The organism is Paenibacillus brasilensis (assembly GCF_009363115.1).
In the GTDB taxonomy this organism is placed as follows: Bacteria; Bacillota; Bacilli; order Paenibacillales; family Paenibacillaceae; genus Paenibacillus; species Paenibacillus brasilensis.
The window spans coordinates 5,135,840-5,157,980 of the sequence record NZ_CP045298.1 but is presented as its reverse complement, the minus strand read 5'-3'; the positions used below and the strand labels follow the sequence as shown (position 1 = coordinate 5,157,980).

Below are 22,141 nucleotides of genomic sequence, written 5' to 3'. Positions count from 1 at the left end.
ATGATCGAATCTTCCATTACTGCTATTCAGAGTTTGTCTGGTATGCCGGACAATAACCCACGGTACTTGCCTTTATTTTCTCATTGCAGGGGGAATACGGGACAGCCTAAAGATAAAGATCAAATACTTTACAAAATTCGTTTGAGAACAAGTCAGGTCAAAGCGATTATAGAATTTGTACAGCAGCATCAGCTGGGCATGCCTGCTTTTATAACATCCATATGGTCTGTACTTCTATCCCATTACGCCAATCAATATGCTGTACCTGTTTTATATTCCGTGATATCAGACAAAGAGGGGGGAGCATGTCGTCGGGATTATCCACTTTTTATCCATATTCAGAGGGAAGATCATCTTCTTTCCTTAATGCAAAGGGTAAAGGCAGAATGGGTCAAACGACATAGTAACGAGCGGATAGAGGCTTTTTCACAGCCAACGAAGGTCGATTCCCCATCAGGAATAGATGAAGATTATTTCAATGTGGGCATCGTAGAAACGTGTGGTGACTTCTCGTATCCAAGTTCGAACACAAAAACGCCAGCTCCCTTGTGCAGTGTAAATCAACCAGAGATTGCATTCTGCTACCGTTATGGTCCAGATATATTGGAGTGTACAATACAGTATAATGGCAGACATTTCGGAAAAAGACAGATGGCTAGACTCGCAGACCATTTTCAAATCCTACTGGAAAATATACTCCATCTTCCGGCGAAAAAGGTACTCTTTCACCCCATGCTGACCACAAAAGAATACAAGCAGATGCAACAATGGAATGATACAGAACAAGCATATCCCTTGGATAAAACTGTGGTTCATCTGATAGAGGAGCAGGCTGCCAGAACACCCGAGACGATTGCATTGGAGTTTGGAGAGCTCAAGTTGACCTACTTTGAGTTAAATCAACGGGCAAATCAAATCAGCCGCGCGATTTTGGAGTCGCTTTCGATACAGGAGCATGAAGTTTTGCCGCCTGGCACGTTAATTGCCATTTTCATGGATAGAAGTTTGGATGTAATCCCGGTGATGATAGGGGTTATGAAGGCGGGAGCCGCTTATCTTCCGATAGATCCCCAATATCCTGGAGAACGGATTCGATTTATTTTAGAAGATGCGCAGGCGAAAATGATTATAACGCATAGCAAACTAGTGACCAAACTGAATCCGTTTATTTCTCGAAATAGTATGGAAACGCATTCGCTGATTTGTGTGGATGAATGCCTGATGCAGCCGCGTTATCATCCCGATGAGAACTTAAATATTCGCGTTAAACCGCGGGTGAAACAGAATGACCTGGCTTATGTTATATACACATCCGGTTCCACTGGAAATCCGAAGGGGACCCTTATTGAACACGCTGGACTTGTTACTCTAATCCCTTACCTTGTTGAAAAGTTCGGTATTAGCCCTGACTCCAGAGTCATGCAATTCGCCTCCATCAGTTTCGACGCTTCAGTCTACGAATGGATTGGAACGTTAACCGTAGGCGGGACACTTGTTGTGCTATCGGATAAGGAGCTGCCGCCTTATGCGGATATTTCAGACGTTCTTGAAGAGAAGAATATCAACATTGCCATGCTGACACCGTCTGTGCTGCGAACGATGAAACAAAGAGATCTGCCTGAACTGCGCACAATCGTATCTGCGGGAGAGCCCTGTACATCGGATATTGTGGACTATTGGGGAAAAGGAAGACTGTTTGTGAACGCTTACGGTCCGACCGAAGTCACGGTCATTTGTTCCACATCTGTATGCAAGCCTGGGAAAGGAATTACGATCGGCAAACCCGTTTATAACAAACGATTGTTTGTATTGAATTCATTTGGCAATCCTGTACCAGTCGGTGTTCCTGGCGAGCTGTGGGTGGGTGGAATAGGACTTGCCAGAGGATACTTGAATCGTGATGAGCTGACCCAGGAACGCTTCGTTCACAAACAGATTGTCATGGGCAGGGAGTATCCAGCACAGACAGAGCGGTTATATAAAACCGGAGACATTGTGAAATGGACGCCGAACGGTGAACTGGTATTTATCGGCCGCAGTGATGAACAGATCAAAATCAGAGGCTATCGTATCGAACTGGGAGAAATAGAGCATTGGCTTCGCCAGTATCCTGGCATTGGACAATGTGTTGTGAAAGCATGGAAGGATGAATCATACCATAAACTGGTGGCGTATTTTACTGCCATAAAAAGGCTGAAAGAGGCCGAGCTGGCGCAGTATTTAAGCTCTGTTTTACCTGCTTATATGGTTCCAGCTTATTTTTGTCAGCTGGATTCATTACCAGTAAATACAAACGGAAAAGTTGATCGTAGAGCTCTTCCCGATCCGAAAGCCACCTTATTTGTCCCTGCTGAGGAAGCTGCGGAAGCAGGTGAGGCTGGGTTTGAACAGCGCCTGCTTCGAATTTGGCGGCAGATCTTAAAAAGAGGCGATATCGGTGTTAACGATCATTTTTACGCGGTTGGGGGAGATTCGATTCTTGCCATTCAGGTCGTATCAATGGCCAGGGATGATGGTATTATGCTTACTCCAAGACAAGTTGCAGAGTACCCAACCATTAAGGATTTAGCTGCTGTGGCTACTTGGGCAGACTGTGAGAAGAAGGAAGAGTGTATCGCTGATTTGACGGGCGAATTTGGTCTGACGCCGATCCAGCACTGGTTTTTCGAGCAGCAGTTCGTAGAACCGGATTATTTCAATCAATCCCAGCTGTTTTTACTACTCCGTGATTGTGACCCCGCACAGCTGGAAACGGCCATCAACCAATTGATTCGACTGCATCCAGAGCTTTCGATGGAGATCTCAGCCAGAGAGCATACGTATTCACAGCGCTACCGAGCAGATACCTCCATTCAACTTGCCAGCCACACTATTCAACAAATCAATTGCCCCGAATCTGAAATTACAAGCATATGCAATGCATGGAACAGACAACTGAATTATGAGACAGGCACGATGATGTATGCAGGAATCATCCAAGGTCATCCTGATGGTAATGCTCGTCTTTTTATAACGATTCATCATCTGGTCATTGATGGAGTGTCTTGGAGAATATTAGTTCAGGAATTATATCAATTGTATCACGGTACAGCGTTGCCTCCTGTTTCAAACCCATATAAAAACTGGCAGTCCGCATTGATGGATTATGCCAAAAATAAAAATATTCTAAATCATCTAGAGTACTGGAAGCAAGTACAGCTTCAAAGCTCGGCATTTGTGCTGCCGGTAGATCGTTGCCCAGATCACAAAAAGAGCGGCGAATCTTCGGAATTCGTGACAATGCTTACTCAAAGCGATACGCAGTTGCTTTTGCACCATTGCTCTCAGGCTTATCATACCGAGATTAACGACCTGCTGCTTACGGCCTGGTCGCTGGCACTTTCCGCTTGGTCTGGACAGAAGACGATTGCGTTTCGGTTAGAAGGTCATGGACGTGAGCATTTTGTATCCGATATGGATCTGACAAGAACCATCGGTTGGTTTACCTCCATATTTCCGGTATGTATTCAGGTTAGGGACAGTTGCTCCTTGGGAGAGACGATTAAATCCGTCAAAGAGCAGTTGCGCTGTATTCCTCACCGTGGTATATCATACGGTGCTTTGAGATATTGCCATCCGAACGAAGAGGTCCGTACCAAGTTAGCAGCCTCCGAACCTCTGGCTTTATTTAATTATTTGGGTCAATTTGATCAGGCAAATACGAGTGGTCTAAACGAGTGGTTAGGTTTTACACGTGACGCTGCGCAGGATCATAGCTCGCCGCTTAATCATGGAACAAGCCTATTGGAGCTCAACTGTTCCATTGTTCATGGAAAACTGCATTTATTTATGAAATTTAGCAAACGTCACTATGCAGAAGCGACCATTTCTCGATTGATAAATGCTTTCAAGTCATATCTGCTTGCCATTATCGAGGATTGCAGCCAGACGGAACATGAGGAGTTTACACCAAGTGATTTTCCGTCGGTTTCATTGGAGCAGCATACGCTGGATCAGATCGTATACAAGTACCACATGCAATATGGTCTGGATAAAATGATGTATTTAAGTCCCTTACAGAAAGGTCTGCTATTCCATTATTTAGAACATCCCGCTTCTGATCAATACTTCGTGCAGGTTCGTTGGAAATACCATGGCAGGCTGGAGGTAAGCCGTTACCTGGAAGCATGGAACAGTGTGATTGCCGAAAATGATTGCTTGCGGACATGTTACGTTTGGGAATCGCTGGACAAGCCCTTGCAATGCATTGTCCGAACAGCAGAATTGGATGGGACGTTCCTGGATTTTGCGGCAGAGCAGCCAGAACGGCAACAGGAATATATTGAACGATGGATGGCACAGGATCGTAATCGCCGTTTTGATCTGAGCAAGCCTGCATATCGCCTAGCACTGATTCAGACTGCCCCGGAAGCGTGGATGGTGATCTGGAGCTATCATCATATATTGCTGGACGGTTGGAGCCTACCCTTGCTGCTGAATCGGGTTCATGAGCTCTATGATTGTAGCCTGCAAAATATAATGCCACGTCGTAGCTTGTCCCATTCTTGTGACGCTTTCATTCGTTGGTTGAACGGTAAGGATCGAACGGAGGCTGGGTTATTCTGGAATGATTATTTGGCAGATGTAACGGAGCCAACTCTTCTGCCTGTAAAGAAGGGAGGCATACTTCCCGATGTTCATCAACCGATTGAGAACCAGCAAATCGAGACTCTGTATATTGATTCAAGCCTAACCAATCGTATCGCTGCTTTTGTACAGCAAACACAAGTTTCATTAAACACGTTGGTACAGTTCGCATGGGGGAAAGTGCTGCAGGTCTATCATGATGCAGATACAACCGTTTTTGGCCTGGTCGTGTCCGGGAGGGGATCGGATCTGGCAAAAGCAGATCGAATCACAGGCATGTTGATTAATACGTTGCCTCTGGTCATGCACTGGAATGTGGAGCAAACCATTACAGCATATCTAGAGGAGCTGCACCAAACCATTCAGAAGCTGAATGACTACAGCTATGTGAGTCTGAACGAACTGAAGGGCTGGAGTGCTATTCAGGGACATGCCATGTTTTACAGCATCGTGGCATTCGAGAATTATATGAACGACTATCGGCAGCCTGAAAATGGATTAAACATGTCAGGTATGGAGGAGCGTGAAAAAACCAACTATCCGATGACCCTCACGATTGCCAACGACGGAGAACAGATAACCATCAAGTTTATTTACGATGCGGATCAATTAGAGCAAGAAACGATTTGCCGGTTGGAAGAGCACCTGCTGAATACATTGCAATATGTGCTGGACCATCCGAATCATAAAGTAGGAGATGTGTGTTTTATAAGCAAAGACGAATATGATCGAGTCGTCTACGACTGGAACAATACGTATACAGCATATCCCAGAGATCGTTCTATTGTTGACTTGTTTCAGGAACAAGCGAAGCTGCGGCCTTCACAGCCTGCAATTGTTACGTACAACCAGGTTATGACTTACCACGACCTAAACCTAATGTCCCAGCAGATTGCCAATAAGCTAACGGATGATGCAGACAGTCGATGCGACACCAAACCGTTTAGAAATGGGAGGTTTATTGGAGTATACTTGCCACGCTCTCCCGAATTCATTGTCTCCATCCTGGCGATTATGAAAGCAGGATATGCCTACGTTCCCATCGACCCCGATTTTCCGGCAGCAAGAACGCGTGAATTGGTCGAGGACGCCAGACTGGACACCATCATCACCTCGCAGCAAGGAGCGGAGAGTATCTTGGAGGCCTGTGAGGGAATCCATTTAAAGCTAATGTATACAGAGCATTTTGACCAGGCTGAAGTTGTACCACATGAAGAGAAAAGGAATATAACTGCTCCTGCTCCTAATGACCTTGCTTACCTGCTATATACTTCCGGCTCGACGGGAAAACCCAAAGGCGTTATGGTAGAACATCGCAATGTCATCCGCTTGGTCAAAAACACCAGCTATTTCTCGTTTTCCTCTGATATCAGGCTGCTCTATACGGGTTCGCCCGTTTTTGACGCTTCTACGTTTGAAATTTGGGGGACATTGCTGAATGGAGGCCAGCTGTTTGTCGTATCAAAGGATGATCTTCTTAACATCCATATGCTGGAGCAGCGGATGAAGTTATGGGAAATTAATACACTATGGCTAAGTTCCGCACTGTGCAACCACTGGATTGAAGAAAATGAAAGGATGTTTGCTGGACTCAGATCGCTGGCTGTAGGTGGGAACGTTTTATCGGTTAAGCATATCAATCGCATCCGGCTTGCCTATCCGGAACTTTCGATCCTCAATCTGTACGGCCCAACGGAGAATACTACATTTTCGACGAGCTACCGGATCGAAGAGCCTTTTGAGCAGAATATTCCCATTGGCAAACCCATTAGTAATTCAACCTGCTATATTTTGGACAAAAGGGGCCGAATCCAGCCTGTCGGGGCAGTCGGAGAATTATATGTGGGAGGGGACGGGGTTGCAAGAGGGTATTGGCAGCAAAACCAGCTGACACAGCGTGTCTTTATTCTAAATCCATATACCTCTGCCAAGGACCGTGAAAGAGGAGTGAATCTGGTTCTCTACCGCACGGGAGATCAAGCAAGATGGTTGCCGGATGGTAATATCGAATTTATTGGACGAATTGACGATCAGGTGAAGCTTCGTGGCTATCGAATCGAGCCCGGCGAAATTGAATTCCGTCTTGGCAGTTACCCTGTTGTGAAAGAATGCCTGGTCGTTGCCCGGGAGCTTTACGGGGAATTGCGGCTGATTGCTTACTATACAGCAGAAGAGGAAGAGCCGGAGGGGCAGCTTCAATCTTTTATGGCTGATGGTCTTCCATCATATATGCTACCCTTTCGTTACGTTTGGCTGAGGTCTTTCCCATTAACGATTAACGGGAAAATCAATCGTAAAAAGCTGCCTTTGCCAGCAATCCAAAACAGCGGTATCGAATCAAATTCCGGACCACTGACCGAAATAGAACAAATCATAAAAGAGATTTGGAGTCGAGTTCTGAAGCTTGATCAGATCGGCAAGGCTGATCACTTTTACGCGTTGGGAGGGCATTCGCTTTCTGCGCTGCGTATAGCCAGCCTGCTGCAAAAAAGCGGTTATCCAGTTACAGTCAACCAAATATTTCGCGAGCAAACCATCGAACGGTTGGCCCTTTCATTGAGCAGAGAATTGGCGGATACAGGAGCTGTTCTTTGTCCAAATAAAAATATCCCATCTAGTCAGTCCACAAAGAAGGGTTATCCTAATAATGGATTTCCGCTGTCTGCCGTACAAAGACGTTTTTTTCAAAGAGACCTGACGAATCGCAACATGTTTAATGTGCCTTACCTCGCTCTGCTCAAGAAATACATCTCCAGAGAGTTGCTAAACACGTCGCTGGAGGCACTATGGAATAAACATGTGGCGCTACGCCTGTCATTTTCCCCACTGGATCATGATGAATGGTATCAGTATGAGCAGAACATGAGCGTAGAACAGGTTGTTTCTTACGTGGATCTGCAAGTGATCCCAGGATCACATGACGCCTTCCTTTCGGAATACTGCGCGAAGGTTCAGCATGAATTTAACATCGAGGAGGGCCCTTTATGGAAGGTGGTGCTGTTTGACCACTATGGCCAAGAGAAACGTCAGGTGATATTACTCCTGTTCCATCATTTAATTTTTGACGGCATATCGTTAAACATTTTATTAGAGGATTTGAAGCATCTTCTCTTGCCGGGAATGGGAAGTGATTTGGCGTTACATGGGGGGGAGGAAAGCAGCTATCGGGATTGGTGCATGGCGTTAACACAATATACGGCAAAAGACATTCCTTCTAAAGCAGCAATCTACTGGAGAAGGGTTGTGGAAGGTGGTAAGTCTTTAGAGGTCGACAGGGATTCGGAGATCGAGCCTTTACACTGCCACATGACAACAATTACACAGGATTTACTTGAAGGAGAGGGGCATATTAGCCTTTTAAAATCATTGGCTGTGAAGCAGCATACTACACCGCTAAGCATCCTGCTAACAGCCTTGTCACAGGCTTGCTTTCAGCTGAAAAAGCAATCCGATTTGCTGCTGCATGTAATGTCTTATCAACGCGAGTCTTTTTTGCCGGGGATTGTGATTGATCGTACGATTGGTTTTTTTGCCGGAGCTTACCCCATTCGAATCCAAACTCCCGAAGAGGAGCTGTCAAAAAATTGGGAAACTATGCTGGGAGATGTCAAGCAGACGTTACAGCATATTCCATCTGAAGGACTGGATTACTTTATTTTACGGTACATGATACAGGATATGTATCCAAATACAGAGCCACTACAAGACGGGACACACATGCTTTTCCATTATCAATCGGAGGAAATGGACGGGCTGGCAGATGATTTGTACGAGCCTTTGACCCTTCCCTACGGAAATACCAACGCGCCGGACAATCCCTCTGCTTACAAGCTAAATATGACAGCAAGTCTTAAACATGATCGTTTAAGCTTAACCTGCTATTACAGTTCACTTCACTATGAAGACCAAACAATTGCTAAGCTTGTACGCTTAATATCCGGGTGGCTGCGCCAAAGCATGGGTGCTCATCCCAATACTATGATAGTGGAGAGGAGTTTCCGGCTATGAAAATATACGAATCTTGCCCTTTTTTTAATGAAAATCGGATTGCAGATATTAAAATCAAAGAAAATGCCCGCTGGATTGACGAGCTACATGTGGTCGAAGCCAACAAGACGTTTAGCTATTTGGATAAGCCACGCAACTTTAATCCGGATTATGTTGGTCCAAAGGTCATTCATCATTCATTGCATGCGAATCATCTGTTTCGCGAGCCTGAGAAGAATTCATTGTATTTTGATGTGGCTAGCTGTGGTGCGGAACACTTTGACCGCTGGTACTGGCGTCTGCTCAGCTATAACAGCGCGTTTCATAATGAAGCTTGCCAAAGAAACAGGAGTACCTCTATCTTGCGGGATCGGGTTGAGGACGATGATGTGATCATATTGGCCGACTTCGATGAGATCGTGGATAGCCGGATGGCGGACCGGATTGTGTCGGAAGTGAAGAAGCACCAGATTATTACGATTAAAATGCATTATTCTGTCTTCTTTCTGAATCTGTTTTGTCAATCTAATCATGGTGCTCCTCATTGGAGCTATCGCGTGTTCGCCATGACAGGGCGGTACTTCAAAAGTATGCCATTCTCATCTGACTATCTCAGGAAGAAAGGGATTGCTGAAGCGTTGTATCAAGACATCTATTGCTTGGAGGAACCAGCCGGATTCCATCATTCATGGCTTGAATATCAGAAAACCGCGCTTCCCAAGTTGCAGGCATTTGCCGCCAATGTAGAGGATAAAAGTATCTTGAATGCAGATTATATTGATCAATGTTTACATGATAAAAAACTATATTATATCGACACCGAACTTTATGTTGATAACTCAAAATCGTTTTTGAGCAGTCTACAGGAGCTTGAAATAGATGATCTTTGGTATAAATAAAGGAAGCTATGCTTTAGCTGTCCGAGAAACCCGGTCCATACAAGACTAGGGTTTTTCTTTTGTTTTCAATCAGTGAAGTGCAAAGCTCTTCACTGATTGAATATGGATTTCATGGAGAAGATGTTGACAAAGCCAAATTCATTTATTACCATATTGATATTAACATTTTGTTTTTATCATAACAATAATAACTTATATCAATATAAGAACAGGCGGGTGACGCAAGTGACAGAAACACCAAAATACAATCCTGACGGCTTGACGGAGGAGCAATTTCTGGCCGCTTATGATGCAACACAATACGAACGTCCGTCAGTAACGGTAGATATGCTGCTCTTTACTGTAATGGACCAGCTCCAGCATAATTATCGCAAGCTGCCTGAGAAGACACTCCAGCTTCTTTTGATCCAAAGAGGCGAGCACCCTTTTATAGGGCAATGGGCGTTGCCCGGTGGTTTTGTAGGTATGGATGAAAGCCTCGAAGAAGCTGCGCAACGCGAGCTTAAAACCGAAACGAATGTGGATCAGATTTATATGGAGCAGCTATACACTTGGGGAGATGTAGCACGTGATCCGCGGATGCGGGTTATCAGCTGCGCTTACATGGCATTGGTAGACCATGATTCCTTGGAGGTACAGGCCGGGGACGATGCCGCAGATGCCCGATGGTTTGAGCTGGATTACAGTGTGGTTCAGGAGACGCGGACGAATCAGCCGGAGGGTTACACGTGGGAGCAAGACATTGACGTTACCCTGAAGCATGGGGACATTCGTCTGTCTGCCAAAGTAAAATTGACCGAACTGCTGAAGGGGAAAACCATTGAAATCAAGCGGGAAGTGCTGGAGTCAGAGGGAATTGCCTTTGACCATGCCAAAATTATTGCGTATGGGATCGAGCGTCTGCGCAGCAAAATTGAATATGCAGATATCGCATTTCATCTGATGCCCTACCTGTTTACATTGGGTGAGCTTCAACAGGTGTATGAAATTATTTTGGGTAAGGAGCTATTGGCTGCGGCTTTCCGCCGTAAAATAGCGGATCTCGTGGAAGAAACGAATGAATATAGAAAGGCGGCTGGACATCGTCCATCCAAGCTATACCGATTCAAGCCCAGGTCGCGTTTTATATAAAGGAATATGAAATGAGGAATTATCATGGAAAAGTTTACATTTTTTTATCGCAGCCATTCGCCATTTTCGCAATGGTATCCTTCTGATTTTGTTGTGGAGGGTTTGGAGTTTAACTGCGCTGAGCAATATATGATGTTTAAAAAAGCGCAGCTTTTTGGGGACGAGGAGGCGGCCCGGAAAATTATGCTGGCATCCACCCCTCGAGAGCAAAAGGCCCGTGGTCGTAGTGTACGCGGATTTGATCAATCCTTGTGGGACAAGAATTGCCGACAATTTGTGTATGACGGTAACAATGCCAAATTTACGCAAAATCCGAATCTGCTTAAATATCTGCTTAAGACGAAGGGGACCACACTGGTTGAAGCTAGTCCGACAGACACCATTTGGGGTGTTGGCTTGGCTGAAAATGATGCCCGCATAAAGAACCGCAAGTTATGGCGAGGCACAAATTGGCTAGGGGAAATATTGACGAATTTACGTGAGGAACTATTGCAAAAGGAGGAATTGTCATCATGACAAATACGATGAATCACCGGAGCAACCGGGTTACTCGATCACAGATGGCGCAGGAAACGCTATCTATTTTGGAGAATAGATATTACACAAATACCAAACAAGTACAAGTGAATATAGCAAAAGAAATGGATAACGCGATCGCAGGCTCGAAGCTATATACACCTTCTCAACTGGTGGCTTTAAAACAAGAGGCAGAGCAAAGGATACAAGGTGCATTGGAGTCCTCTTCACACATAGACAAACGGGCGCATACTGCTGCAATGATGGAAATTACGGGCGAAAGCACATTACAGGCGGCATTTAGACTCCAGGTTGAGGAGAAGCTGGAGCACATAGCGTGTTTGAATTTTGCATCAGCCAAAAACCCGGGAGGCGGGTTTCTTGGAGGCAGCCAGGCCCAAGAGGAAAGCTTGGCTCGTTCGTCAGCGTTGTATCCCTGCATTTCACAAATGGAAGAAATGTACCAGCATAACCGAAAACTGCGAAGCTGTTTTTACTCGGACTATATGATTTATTCGCCTGAGGTTCCGGTATTTCGGGATGATCAGGGAACATTGCTAGAAAAGCCATATCAGGTCGATTTCCTGACTGCGCCTGCTGTTAATGCTGGAGTCGTGCGAGAACGGGAGCCAGAGCAGGTCAACCGGATAAGCGAAGTGATGTTGGAGCGTATTCGTTACATTCTCGGAATGGCCAAGCAAAACGGGGTAGAGCATCTCGTACTGGGAGCCTATGGTTGCGGGGTATTCCGCAATAAGCCGGAAGAGGTTGCGGACTGGTTTAAGCAAGTGCTTCTAGATGAGGGCTATGCCTTGTTGTTCGAACGGGTTGTTTTTGCCGTATTGGATCATACAGCAGGTCAACGTACCTTAAGCAGTTTTAAAAAACTTCTTTCCTGAAGCCGGGGGCTATCTTACAAAAAGCTTGTTATAATATCTCGTGAAAAGTAATATGTCATGAAAAGGAGAGTGCTGAATGAATCCATCTTCGAACATTACCTGGCATATGTCAGAGGTTAATAAGCAAGCGCGTCAGCTTCTGAATGGACATAAAAGTCCGGTGCTTTGGTTTACGGGGCTATCTGGCTCAGGAAAATCAACGGTGTCCTCCACATTGGAAAAAGCATTATATGCACGCGGCATACGCACGTTTATTTTGGATGGGGATAATGTTCGACATGGCTTAAATCGTAACCTGGGCTTCCTGCCTACTGACCGTAAGGAAAATATCCGTCGTATTGCTGAAGTGTCAAAGCTAATGGCCCATGCTGGTGTTCTTACGATTTGCGCCACCATTTCCCCTTATCGTGAGGACCGTGAAATGGTAAAGGAAATTTTACAGGAGGAAGGCTGCTATGAGATCTATATTCAATGCAGTCTGGAGGAATGCGAGCGGCGTGATCCAAAAGGGATGTACAAGAAAGCGCGAGCGGGAGAAATTCGCCATTTTACGGGGATTGATGCTCCTTATGAAGCACCGCTGGAGCCTGATCTCCTCGTATCTACTGAAGGTCGGGAGGTAGCCCAGTCTGTTCAAGATATCCTGGATTTTCTCGACAGAGAATCATTGCTGCTCTAATCTTCGTCAAACTTTTTTCAAATCTTCCTGAAATCTTCCTGAAATCTTCATTATTTAGTTAAGGAATTCATGTTTAAATAGAATAGACCTCTCATCTTGAAGCCGTCTGAATCTTTCCCTGGTTCTTTCATATATACAGTGTCAGAGGTGAGAGGCCTTTTTGATTACAACATATCGTCAACCAATTCATTGAAGAGGTGATTTTAAACATGAGTAAACAACCAACCAACCTGACTACAAGCTGGGGGGCTCCTGTCGGTGATAATCAAAATTCCATCACTGCCGGATCACGCGGGCCTACACTGATTCAGGATGTGCATTTGCTGGAGAAACTGGCGCATTTTAACCGGGAGCGTGTGCCGGAGCGTGTTGTTCATGCCAAAGGTGCGGGAGCGCACGGATATTTTGAAGTCACTAATGATTTATCTGCATATACCAAAGCAAGCTTCTTGTCCGAGGTAGGCAAGCGTACACCGATGTTTATCCGCTTTTCTACCGTTGCGGGTGAGCTGGGCTCGTCTGATACAGTGCGCGATCCGCGCGGGTTTGCGGTGAAGTTTTACACCGAGGAAGGTAACTATGATCTCGTAGGCAATAATACGCCTGTCTTTTTTATTCGGGATGCCATTAAATTCCCAGACTTTATTCATACGCAAAAACGTCATCCCCAAACTCATCTGAAAAATCCGAATGCAGTGTGGGATTTCTGGTCCTTATCTCCTGAATCACTGCACCAGGTAAGTATTCTCATGTCTGACCGCGGCATTCCCGCCACACTTAGACATATGCACGGTTTCGGTAGTCACACGTTCAAGTGGGTGAATGCCGAGGGTCAAGCCGTATGGGTAAAATATCATTTTAAAACAGAGCAGGGCGTCCAAAATCTCAATGTCGATCTGGCAGCGAAAATTGCTGGTGAAAATCCGGATTATCATACAGAAGATTTATTTAATGCCATTGAGAAGGGCGATTTTCCTGCATGGAGACTACATGTACAGATCATGCCAGTAGAGGATGCGAACACATACCGCTTTGACCCATTTGATGTAACAAAAGTATGGTCGCAAAAGGATTATCCGCTGATCGAGGTAGGACGTATGGTACTGAATCGTAATCCTGAGAACTATTTTGCAGAAGTAGAGCAGGCGACGTTCTCTCCGGGTTCATTTGTGCCAGGTATTGAAGCCTCTCCGGATAAAATGCTGCAAGGACGCCTGTTTGCCTACGGTGACGCACATCGCTACCGTGTAGGCGCTAATCACAATTCACTCCCGATCAACCGCCCGCATGCGGAAGTACACAACTATCAACGTGATGGTGCATTACGCAGTGACAGCAATGGTGGTGGCTCTGTCTACTACGAGCCTAACAGCCTCGGTGGACCGAAAGAATCCCCAGCACACAAAATCGCTCCTTTTGAAGTGTCTGGCGAAGCTCAAAGTGTAGCCTACGATCATCATGATCACTACACACAGCCAGGAGACCTGTACCGCTTGCTCAGTGAAGATGAGCGTGCACGTCTGGTTCGAAATATCGTAAATGCGATGAAACCCGTAGAAAGCGACGAAATTAAGCTGCGCCAGATCGGACATTTCTACAAGGCTGATCCTGAATATGGACGCCGTGTAGCCGAAGGCTTGGGATTGACCGTGCCTCAAGGCGAATAGAGGTATCGACAAGCTCCTAACAGAAAGTTCCACGAATATATAAAAAGGATGTCTCCAACGCCATGTATGTGGTTGATGGGACATCCTTTACTTTTGAGTGTGAGGCAAAGCAGATGAGGTTCATACTGAAAAAAGGCTGCTTGACCGTGGAAATAAGGTCAGCAGCCTTTATATAGGCTTGTCAGTTAGTGCATCGGAGCTTGGGCTGCCCCTTTTTTGACATGAACTCTGCGGATAAAAAAGGCAAGGATTAGCCCGATCACACTGACAATCATGGCAAAGAAAAATGAATGCTGGGATCCGAACACCATGGCATTCGCCATTTCGTTTACGGATTCAGGCATGCTGGATTGGCTCAAATAGCTTTCCATGCCTTTGGAGAGAATGCTTACTGCTATGGCTGTACCAATAGCACCAGCAACTTGCTGGAGCGTGCTCATAATGGCTGTTCCATCCGGGTACAGCTCCAGAGGCAGCTGGTTTAGACCATTCGTCTGAGCTGGCATCATGATCATGGATATCCCGATCATCAGGCAGCAATGAAGCACGATAATGAGTACGATAGCTGATGTCGTTGTAATGCCGGACAGGAAAAACAAAACAGCGACAACGATCGCAAGCCCTGGGATGACGAGCCATTTGGGACCGAATTTATCGAACAGGGAGCCCATAATGGGAGACAAAAGACCATTGATAATCCCACCTGGCAGAAGCACCAAACCTGCTGTCAAAGCGGACAGGGCCAGCCCTTTTTGCAAAAAGAGCGGAAGAATTAACATCGTAGAAAGGATGGTCATCATACACAGGAAGATCATCACGACACCAATGACAAACATCGGATATTTAAAAACACGCAAATTCAGCATTGGCTGCTTCATTTTTAACTGGCGCATAGAAAACAGAATCAACGCGATCAACCCGATGATCGCAGGCAGCAAAACAACCGGGCTGGCCCAGCCTTCGCCGCCTTCTCCGGATTTACTGAAACCGAACACGACACCGCCGAAGCCGATGGAAGACAATAGGATAGACAAAATGTCAATTTTCGGCTTGGTAATTTTCGAAACATTTTGCATAAAGAAAATACCGAAGATTAACGAGAATACCAGGAACGGAAGGGAGATCCAGAAAATCCAGTGCCAGGACAGATTTTGCAGCACCAATCCTGCAATCGTAGGCCCAACCGCAGGTGCAAACATAATCACCAATCCGATGATCCCCATCGCCGCGCCTCTCTTTTCAGCCGGGAAAATGATCAGGATGGTATTAAACATCAACGGCAATAACAGCGCCGTACCAACGGCCTGAAGAATGCGTGCGATCAGTAGCACTGAAAATGTAGGTGCGAGCGCAGCAACAAGACAACCTGCAATAGAAAATAGTAACGATGCAACAAACAGCTGTCTTGTCGTGAAGGTTTGCAGCAGCAATCCAGATACAGGTACCAAAATACCAAGTGTCAGCAGAAAAGCTGTAGTCAGCCATTGGGCTGTTGTTGTCGTAATGTGCAAAATCTGCATTAAATCATTCAGCGCAATGTTCAGCGCCGTCTCACTAAACATTCCGATAAAACCACTAAGCAGCAGGGCAATCATAATAGGCAGCACCTTGAACGTTGTGGGTTCAGAAGGAGTGCTTGTTTGACTCATTGTACTCATGTTGTTTTTGTTCCTCCAATATATTGATGGGTATTGAATTATAACGATCGGTCTATATATAATAAACATGCTATTATTTTTTTGTCAAAATAAAATTTAAATATCATACAACGAAGGATGCTGTATATGGCTGCTAAACCCGAATCATATGAGAATATCGTACAAACCGCGTCGAGGCTCTTTTTTCATCAAGGGTATCACGCTACTGGGCTTAATCAGATTCTTGCAGAAAGTGGATCACCTAAGGGTTCTCTCTATTATTATTTTCCACGTGGCAAGGAAGAGCTGGCGTTAGAGTGTATTAGAAGAGGGAACGAGTTTATTAAGCAAAAACTGAAAGAGACTCTGGCAGAGAACGATGACCCCGTGAGGGCCATTCAGGAATTTATTCGCAATACAGCTGAGGAGGCAGATCGCGTCAGCTTTAACGGATTTATGCCGATTGGCTTTTGGACTGCTGCAGAAACTTCCTGCATTAGTGAATCTCTCCGCCATGCCTGTGTGAATACGTTTACAGATTGGCAGCATCTCTATATGGAGCGTCTTCAAGCGGATGGATGGATGGAAGAAAAAGCGCGCAGTCTGGCAGTGCTCATTATATCCATGTTGGAAGGAGCTTTAATACTGGCTGTTACTCAACAGAGCAGTGAACCCATTTATAATGTGGTGGATTATATTCCACAGCTGATTAAATAATCTGAGCCTTCAAAACACTCCGAATAAGCTAGAACAGCCGCTTTGAGAGCCGAATTTCTTGTCTTGAGAAATCGGCTCCTTTTTATATATCCGTGGATAAATTTTTACTCGGATTACCAGTACCAAATGATGAAAAGTATGGTAAAATAGAATGAATTTGATTTGTACGCAAGGAAGGGTGAACGCAAGTGGCAAAGGCGAAGGTGGCCAAACGGCCTACTCGGGATGAATTTGTGCTGGAGGAAATCGGGAATCAGCTTGTAGAGGCACAACAAGAGCAATCAGAAGTCGTATTGACCGTTTGGGGGCGTGAAGAAGCAGTTCGCGGACAGATTGTCAAAATGGACCCAAGAACAGGGAGAGTTCATGTAGAGAATAATGGTGAGACGGATAAAGTTCCTTTTATGGACATCATGAGTGTCAATTACCCAAGAGATTAGTTAAGCTTACATAGTTAAGAAGAAGGAAAACCTAGATAATTAGTATCTTTACAATCTCTATACAAAAAACAACCGAGTGGTTTGAAGCCATCGGTTGTTTTTTTGTATAGAGGGCACATGAGAGAGGAAGAGGAAGAAACCCCGTACATGCTTATGTAGCCTTTATTGGAGTAGTGCTATTGCCCCGTGCTTCAGCTTTTTTTAATACTTTACGATCAAAAATGAACGGCCCGAACGGCAGCAGTGAGGCAATCAAAGCCATGAGCCCTTGCAGTATTGTTATTTTCCGTAAAATCAGCATGACTACAATCGCAGCCACATAAGCCACGAACAGTACCCCATGAATCATCCCCACCCAGCTTACCATTTGCGGCATTCCGGCTGCGTATTTAAGCGGCATGGCAATACATATGAGCAGTAAATATGAAATCGCTTCAATATTACCGATGAGACCAAAGGTCTTAAATGCATTTTTAAACATCATAAACCTCCTTTATTTTATTAGTTAAAATTTAATATAACCTACAAATTGATACGGCAAGACGATAAAAAGTTACGAAATATCGAATATTTACAGCATCCCCAAGCGGATGTCTGAGTTCTCACTTATCATCAAAGAATGTGAAGCCCTAAACATTTTCTATGATAATTCCGATAACAGTTAAATGAACATGTAACCATTATGGTATACATTTTAAAAGCTAGGCTACAGCAGGAGGATTTGTAGGCTTATTTATAATTATGAAAATTAAAATTTCTATACTGTTATCAAGGAGAGCATTGACCATGAATAAGAAGCATTTGCGCCAATGGATGGCTCCGTTCGCAACAGCTACACTGATTTTAAATACGGGATATGGAATTTGGGGAGGAACAGATGCGTTGGCGAGCCAAGCCGCTGCTCTGAGTGTTGCACTAGCAGAGGTAAGCAATCTGAATGCGGCTGCGTTAGATACAACAAGGGTGAATTTGTTTTGGGCTAATCCGTCGGACATTAATTTTGACCATGTAAAGTTGATCGGTGTCAGCAACGATGTGTATGTAGATAATATTAGAAGTAACTCTTATACGTTGAGCGGCTTACAGCCGGATACGACATATACCTTCCGAGTGAAGACGGTGAATAAGAGTGGAGATGAATCTCAAGGTACTACAATACAGGCCAAGACTGCTTCTACAAGCGCTCCTGTAGATAAGACACCCCCGGGAGAGGTAAGCGGATTGACAGTGGCGAATTTAGGGTATAACGCTTTTACCGTAAATTACATAATGCCCAAGGACGCTGACTTGAGCCAAGCCATTATCTATTTAAATGGCAATGAAGTGCAGCGTACTACAGGGACGTCCTATACGTTCAGTGGATTAATTGCTTCCACAAACTATACAGTGATGATCAGGACTATAGACAAATCCGGTAACATATCCGGAGGAATCAGTATTCCGGTTACGACCTCAGCGCTCACCGTCGATACAGTGCCGGAAGTGACAGGAGCTACAGTAACATCGGTTAATAACTATAGCGTTACCGTTTCCTGGACGAGTCCTAGCGGAATTAGTACGGTAAGCTTATATCGGGATGGAACGCTGATAACAGACTCAACAGGAACATCCTATACATTCAACAATCTTTCGGCAAGCCAGACATACACGTTTATGATCAGGTCCAAGCGAAGCACAGGTGCATTGTCCTCCGGTGTGAGGCTGACTGCCACAACGAACAGCACGTCCTCCAATTCGTCAGAAGTATCCAATCTTGAAGTAGATAGCAAGAGCGATACCTGGATTAAAATCACCTACGATATGCCGAGTTCGGCTGAAAAAGTGAAAATATATGTTGATGGTGATTACAAGGGGACTACCTCCTCTGAATCCTACAAAATTACGGATTTGCGTGAAGGACGCTGGTATGAGATTAAGGTTACAACCGTTAATAGCAATGGAAGAGAATCTAGCGGTGTAAAGATTTCGGAACGTGCAGATAGCTACTCTTCGTCGTCGTCCAGCTCATCGAATTATGAGAAAGCAAGGGATTTGATGCGGATTGCGGAAAATAGTTTGAATGCCTCCGACTGGCGTTCTGCCAGAGATGCAATCAGTGATTTGCCGAGCGGGTCACGTAAAAGCGATCTGCTGGATCGGCTGGAAGCTATTCGCAATAGAGCGATTGGTACCAGCAGTTCATCGTCCGGGACGAGCCCAACTACAACGACTTCCGGTACAACGAACTCATACACGAACAATGCGTTTGCCTCATATTCAAGCTCATTTATCCTGACACCAGGAGCTAGATCAGCTTATGTCGATGGTCGTGCTACAACGATAGCTCAGGCTCCGCGAACCATAAATGGGGTAACGATGGTTCCGCTGCGCTTTATTGGTGAACATGTGGGCTATCAGGTAAGCTATGATAAAGCAACTAAAAAGATCATTCTGAACCGTCCTGATGACGGCAAACAGGTGGTGCTTCAAGTCAAGAATACGACCCTTGCGGTGTACGAATTAAACAACTCCCGGAATTACTCGACGAACATCACAGCTCCGGTTATTATTAACGGCTACACGCTGGTTCCACTACGAGTTATTAGCGAGCTTTCGGGTTATCAAGTGAACTATAACACTGCATCCAAACAAATTACGATTACAAAATAAATGTATCTGTAAAAAAGAGTTCCACAGTGAAAACTATGGAACTCTTTTTATAAATTTATTTAAACAATACACTGCCTATAGGACAGTTTTTTTGCAAACCCAACAATTAGTTACTCTGTTGGTCGATATAATCAATAAATCGCTTGGCTGCTGGAGATACATAGCGGTCTTTTCTCCATTTTAATCCTACTTCCCATTCCCAGCCCTCCTCCTGAATCGGAACCCATACAAGTCCATCGAGCATTAAGCCAAAGGTTTTGGGAAGTACAGATACCCCAAGCCCGGCTTTAATAAACCCCGCCACAGTGGGTAAATCTTCTGCATCAAAAGTGGAATCCAGCATAAAACCTGTATTTTCGAACCGGGAGGTTATGGTGGCTTTTAATCCGCAATTTTTCTTGAGACCAACGAAGGGTTCACCGGATAAATCAAACAAACTTAAAGAGGATCGGTTGGCAAAAGGATGCTGATCAGAAACAACAATATACAAAGGCGTTTTCCGAATGACAATCCATTCATGATCATCCACAGTGGACTCTCTTGAAGTAATCATTAAATCGGAATGACCTTTATCGAAGTGCTCGTTGATATCGCCCAGATTACCTTGTGTCAAATCAAAGCGTACACTTGGATTTGTGATCTGATAATCCCTGATTAACGCTGGAACCAGATCAATACCCAAAATGTTCAAATAAGAAATATGAATGACACCTTTATCAGGATTAGACCATTCGTTAATCTCCTGTTTTCCCTTTTCAAGATTTTTAAGCGCTTCTTCAACCCACTTGCTAAATATTCTCCCGTATCGGTTAAGCTCTACATTCCGGCCATTCCGCTCGAATAGAGGAATTCCGAGTTCATTCTCCAGCTTGGAAATCGCATGGCTTAATGCGGGTTGGGTTATGTTGAGCGCCTTGGATGCACTAGTCATATGCTGAAGACGCGCAACTGTTAAAAAATACTGCAATTGTGTAAGCTCCACTAGGAACACCTCTTAAAATATGAATAATAATAATAGATTTTATTAAAACTATAAATTAGACAATCAATTCACGTCAAGATTACAATAAGCTTGAATTTGAGAGCCTTAACAAATAACAAAAGGAGATGTAATCCAATATGACGGCTTATGTAATTTTTATACGAGAGAAGACCAATGATCCGGAAGAACTCAAGATGTATTCCTCTAAAGCTCCAGCAGGGTTGGAAGGCCACCCTGTTACACCACTTGCTGTGTATGGCAAGAATGAAGTCATCGAGGGTCCTGAAGCAGAAGGGGCTGCATTGCTGGAGTTTCCCAGTTTTGAAGCAGCAAAAGTTTGGTATTATAGTCCCGCCTATCAGGATGCCGTGCAGCACCGATTGAAGGGCGGAACCTACCGTGGAATGATTATTGAAGGAATTTCGTAAAAGGAGGAAATCAAATTTAATGGCTATTACTTATGCAAACCCAATGACTGAATTCGAAGATAAGAAACTGCTTGTAACAGGCGGTACGAAAGGGATGGGAGAGAAGATTGCTCAAAGATTCGCGGCGGCTGGTGCAACCGTCCTGACGACTGCACGTTCTATTCCGGCTGAACTTGCTGATCCTAACCTGTTTGTTCAAGCAGACATTTCAACCCCTGAAGGTGTAGAAAAGGTTATTGAGGCAGTGAAAGAGCGTTTTGGAACCATTGACATTTTGGTAAATAACGTTGGGGCTCTAATACGCCTCCAGGTGGTGCACTGGAAGTAACGGATGAGAACTGGATTGAAACCTTGAATTGGAATTTACTGGCTGCTGTGCGTTTGGATCGTGGATTGCTTCCAATGATGCTGGATAAGGGCAAAGGTGTAATTATTCATATTTCATCTATTCAAAGAAAATTGCCGTTGTACGAGTCTACTGTACCATATGCTGCTGCCAAAGCCGCTTTGACTAACTATAGCAAAAGCTTGTCCAAGGAGTTTTCTCCCAAAGGCATCCGTATTAATACCGTATCACCAGGGTTCATTCAAACCATTGCTGCTGACGCGATGATGGTGAATATTGCTAAGGTAACAGGCAGTGTGGAGAGTGTGCTTCAATCCGTAATGGATGCTTTGGGCGGCATACCTTTAGGCCGCCCTGGTTATCCGGAAGAAGTTGGCGAATTGGTGGCATTCTTGGCTTCAGATCGTGCGGGTTCCATTACAGGCGCCGATTATGTCATCGACGGTGGAACGGTTCCTACTGTCTAAGGCTATAATCATAGCCGAGAGTTACAGCAAAATGTCATGGAGGATATGATTAATATGGCAGGGTTATCCAC

At 44.8% G+C, this 22,141-nt stretch carries 14 protein-coding genes and 1 pseudogene; 12 read left to right on the top strand and 3 right to left on the bottom strand.

The window, feature by feature from the left end; genetic code table 11:
• The 7 genes from GCU48_RS24405 (at position 1) to katA (ending at position 14,404) form a co-directional block, all read left to right on the top strand.
• Positions 1-8,634: a non-ribosomal peptide synthetase gene (locus GCU48_RS24405; protein WP_244315935.1), complete on the top strand. Its 8,634-nt coding sequence runs from the start codon at positions 1-3 to the stop codon at positions 8,632-8,634.
• The gene (locus GCU48_RS24400; RefSeq protein WP_152381748.1) at positions 8,631-9,512 is read left to right on the top strand and encodes a glycosyltransferase family 17 protein; all 882 of its coding nucleotides are present in this window, start codon (positions 8,631-8,633) and stop codon (positions 9,510-9,512) included. Before GCU48_RS24405 ends, GCU48_RS24400 begins: the two co-directional genes overlap by 4 nt.
• Positions 9,513-9,737: 225 nt before the next feature.
• On the top strand, positions 9,738-10,643 hold the full coding sequence (locus tag GCU48_RS24395; protein ID WP_152381747.1) for an NUDIX hydrolase: 906 nt from the start codon (positions 9,738-9,740) through the stop codon (positions 10,641-10,643).
• Between the two features lie 24 nt (positions 10,644-10,667).
• On the top strand, positions 10,668-11,159 hold the full coding sequence (locus tag GCU48_RS24390; RefSeq protein ID WP_152381746.1) for a riboflavin biosynthesis intermediates N-glycosidase: 492 nt from the start codon (positions 10,668-10,670) through the stop codon (positions 11,157-11,159).
• Positions 11,156-12,058: a TIGR02452 family protein gene (locus GCU48_RS24385; protein WP_152381745.1), complete on the top strand. Its 903-nt coding sequence runs from the start codon at positions 11,156-11,158 to the stop codon at positions 12,056-12,058. Before GCU48_RS24390 ends, GCU48_RS24385 begins: the two co-directional genes overlap by 4 nt.
• A gap of 76 nt (positions 12,059-12,134) precedes the next feature.
• A complete protein-coding gene (gene cysC, locus GCU48_RS24380; protein ID WP_152381744.1) occupies positions 12,135-12,737 on the top strand; it encodes an adenylyl-sulfate kinase in 603 nt (200 codons plus the stop codon).
• 209 nt (positions 12,738-12,946) lie between these two features.
• Positions 12,947-14,404, top strand: a complete 1,458-nt coding sequence (gene katA, locus GCU48_RS24375) for a catalase KatA (protein WP_152381743.1) — start codon at positions 12,947-12,949, stop codon at positions 14,402-14,404.
• A 185-nt stretch (positions 14,405-14,589) separates the two neighbouring features.
• Here katA and GCU48_RS24370 read toward each other — a convergent pair whose 3' ends face one another.
• The gene (locus GCU48_RS24370; RefSeq protein ID WP_208812043.1) at positions 14,590-16,053 is read right to left on the bottom strand and encodes a DHA2 family efflux MFS transporter permease subunit; all 1,464 of its coding nucleotides are present in this window, start codon (positions 16,051-16,053) and stop codon (positions 14,590-14,592) included.
• Between the two features lie 135 nt (positions 16,054-16,188).
• On the opposite strand from GCU48_RS24370, the gene GCU48_RS24365 reads away from it, so the two are divergent.
• The gene (locus tag GCU48_RS24365) at positions 16,189-16,758 is read left to right on the top strand and encodes a TetR/AcrR family transcriptional regulator (RefSeq protein WP_152381741.1); all 570 of its coding nucleotides are present in this window, start codon (positions 16,189-16,191) and stop codon (positions 16,756-16,758) included.
• A 188-nt stretch (positions 16,759-16,946) separates the two neighbouring features.
• The gene (locus GCU48_RS24360; protein WP_007432418.1) at positions 16,947-17,198 is read left to right on the top strand and encodes a YolD-like family protein; all 252 of its coding nucleotides are present in this window, start codon (positions 16,947-16,949) and stop codon (positions 17,196-17,198) included.
• 151 nt (positions 17,199-17,349) lie between these two features.
• Here the strand turns inward: GCU48_RS24360 and GCU48_RS24355 are convergent, their stop codons facing one another.
• On the bottom strand, positions 17,350-17,679 hold the full coding sequence (locus GCU48_RS24355) for a DUF3817 domain-containing protein (protein ID WP_152381740.1): 330 nt from the start codon (positions 17,677-17,679) through the stop codon (positions 17,350-17,352).
• 305 nt (positions 17,680-17,984) lie between these two features.
• On the opposite strand from GCU48_RS24355, the gene GCU48_RS24350 reads away from it, so the two are divergent.
• Positions 17,985-19,847 (top strand): stalk domain-containing protein, encoded by a 1,863-nt coding sequence (locus GCU48_RS24350; protein ID WP_152381739.1) that lies wholly within the window; start codon positions 17,985-17,987, stop codon positions 19,845-19,847.
• Positions 19,848-19,953: 106 nt separating this feature from the next.
• On the opposite strand, the gene GCU48_RS24345 is transcribed toward GCU48_RS24350, so the two are convergent.
• Entirely contained in the window at positions 19,954-20,829 is an 876-nt protein-coding gene (locus tag GCU48_RS24345; protein WP_025718536.1) for a LysR family transcriptional regulator, read from the bottom strand.
• 137 nt (positions 20,830-20,966) lie between these two features.
• On the opposite strand from GCU48_RS24345, the gene GCU48_RS24340 reads away from it, so the two are divergent.
• Both GCU48_RS24340 and GCU48_RS24335 read left to right on the top strand, forming a co-directional pair.
• The gene (locus tag GCU48_RS24340; RefSeq protein ID WP_025718535.1) at positions 20,967-21,257 is read left to right on the top strand and encodes a DUF1330 domain-containing protein; all 291 of its coding nucleotides are present in this window, start codon (positions 20,967-20,969) and stop codon (positions 21,255-21,257) included.
• 19 nt (positions 21,258-21,276) lie between these two features.
• A pseudogene (locus tag GCU48_RS24335) lies at positions 21,277-22,070 on the top strand (SDR family oxidoreductase).
• Positions 22,071-22,141 lie beyond the last annotated feature (71 nt).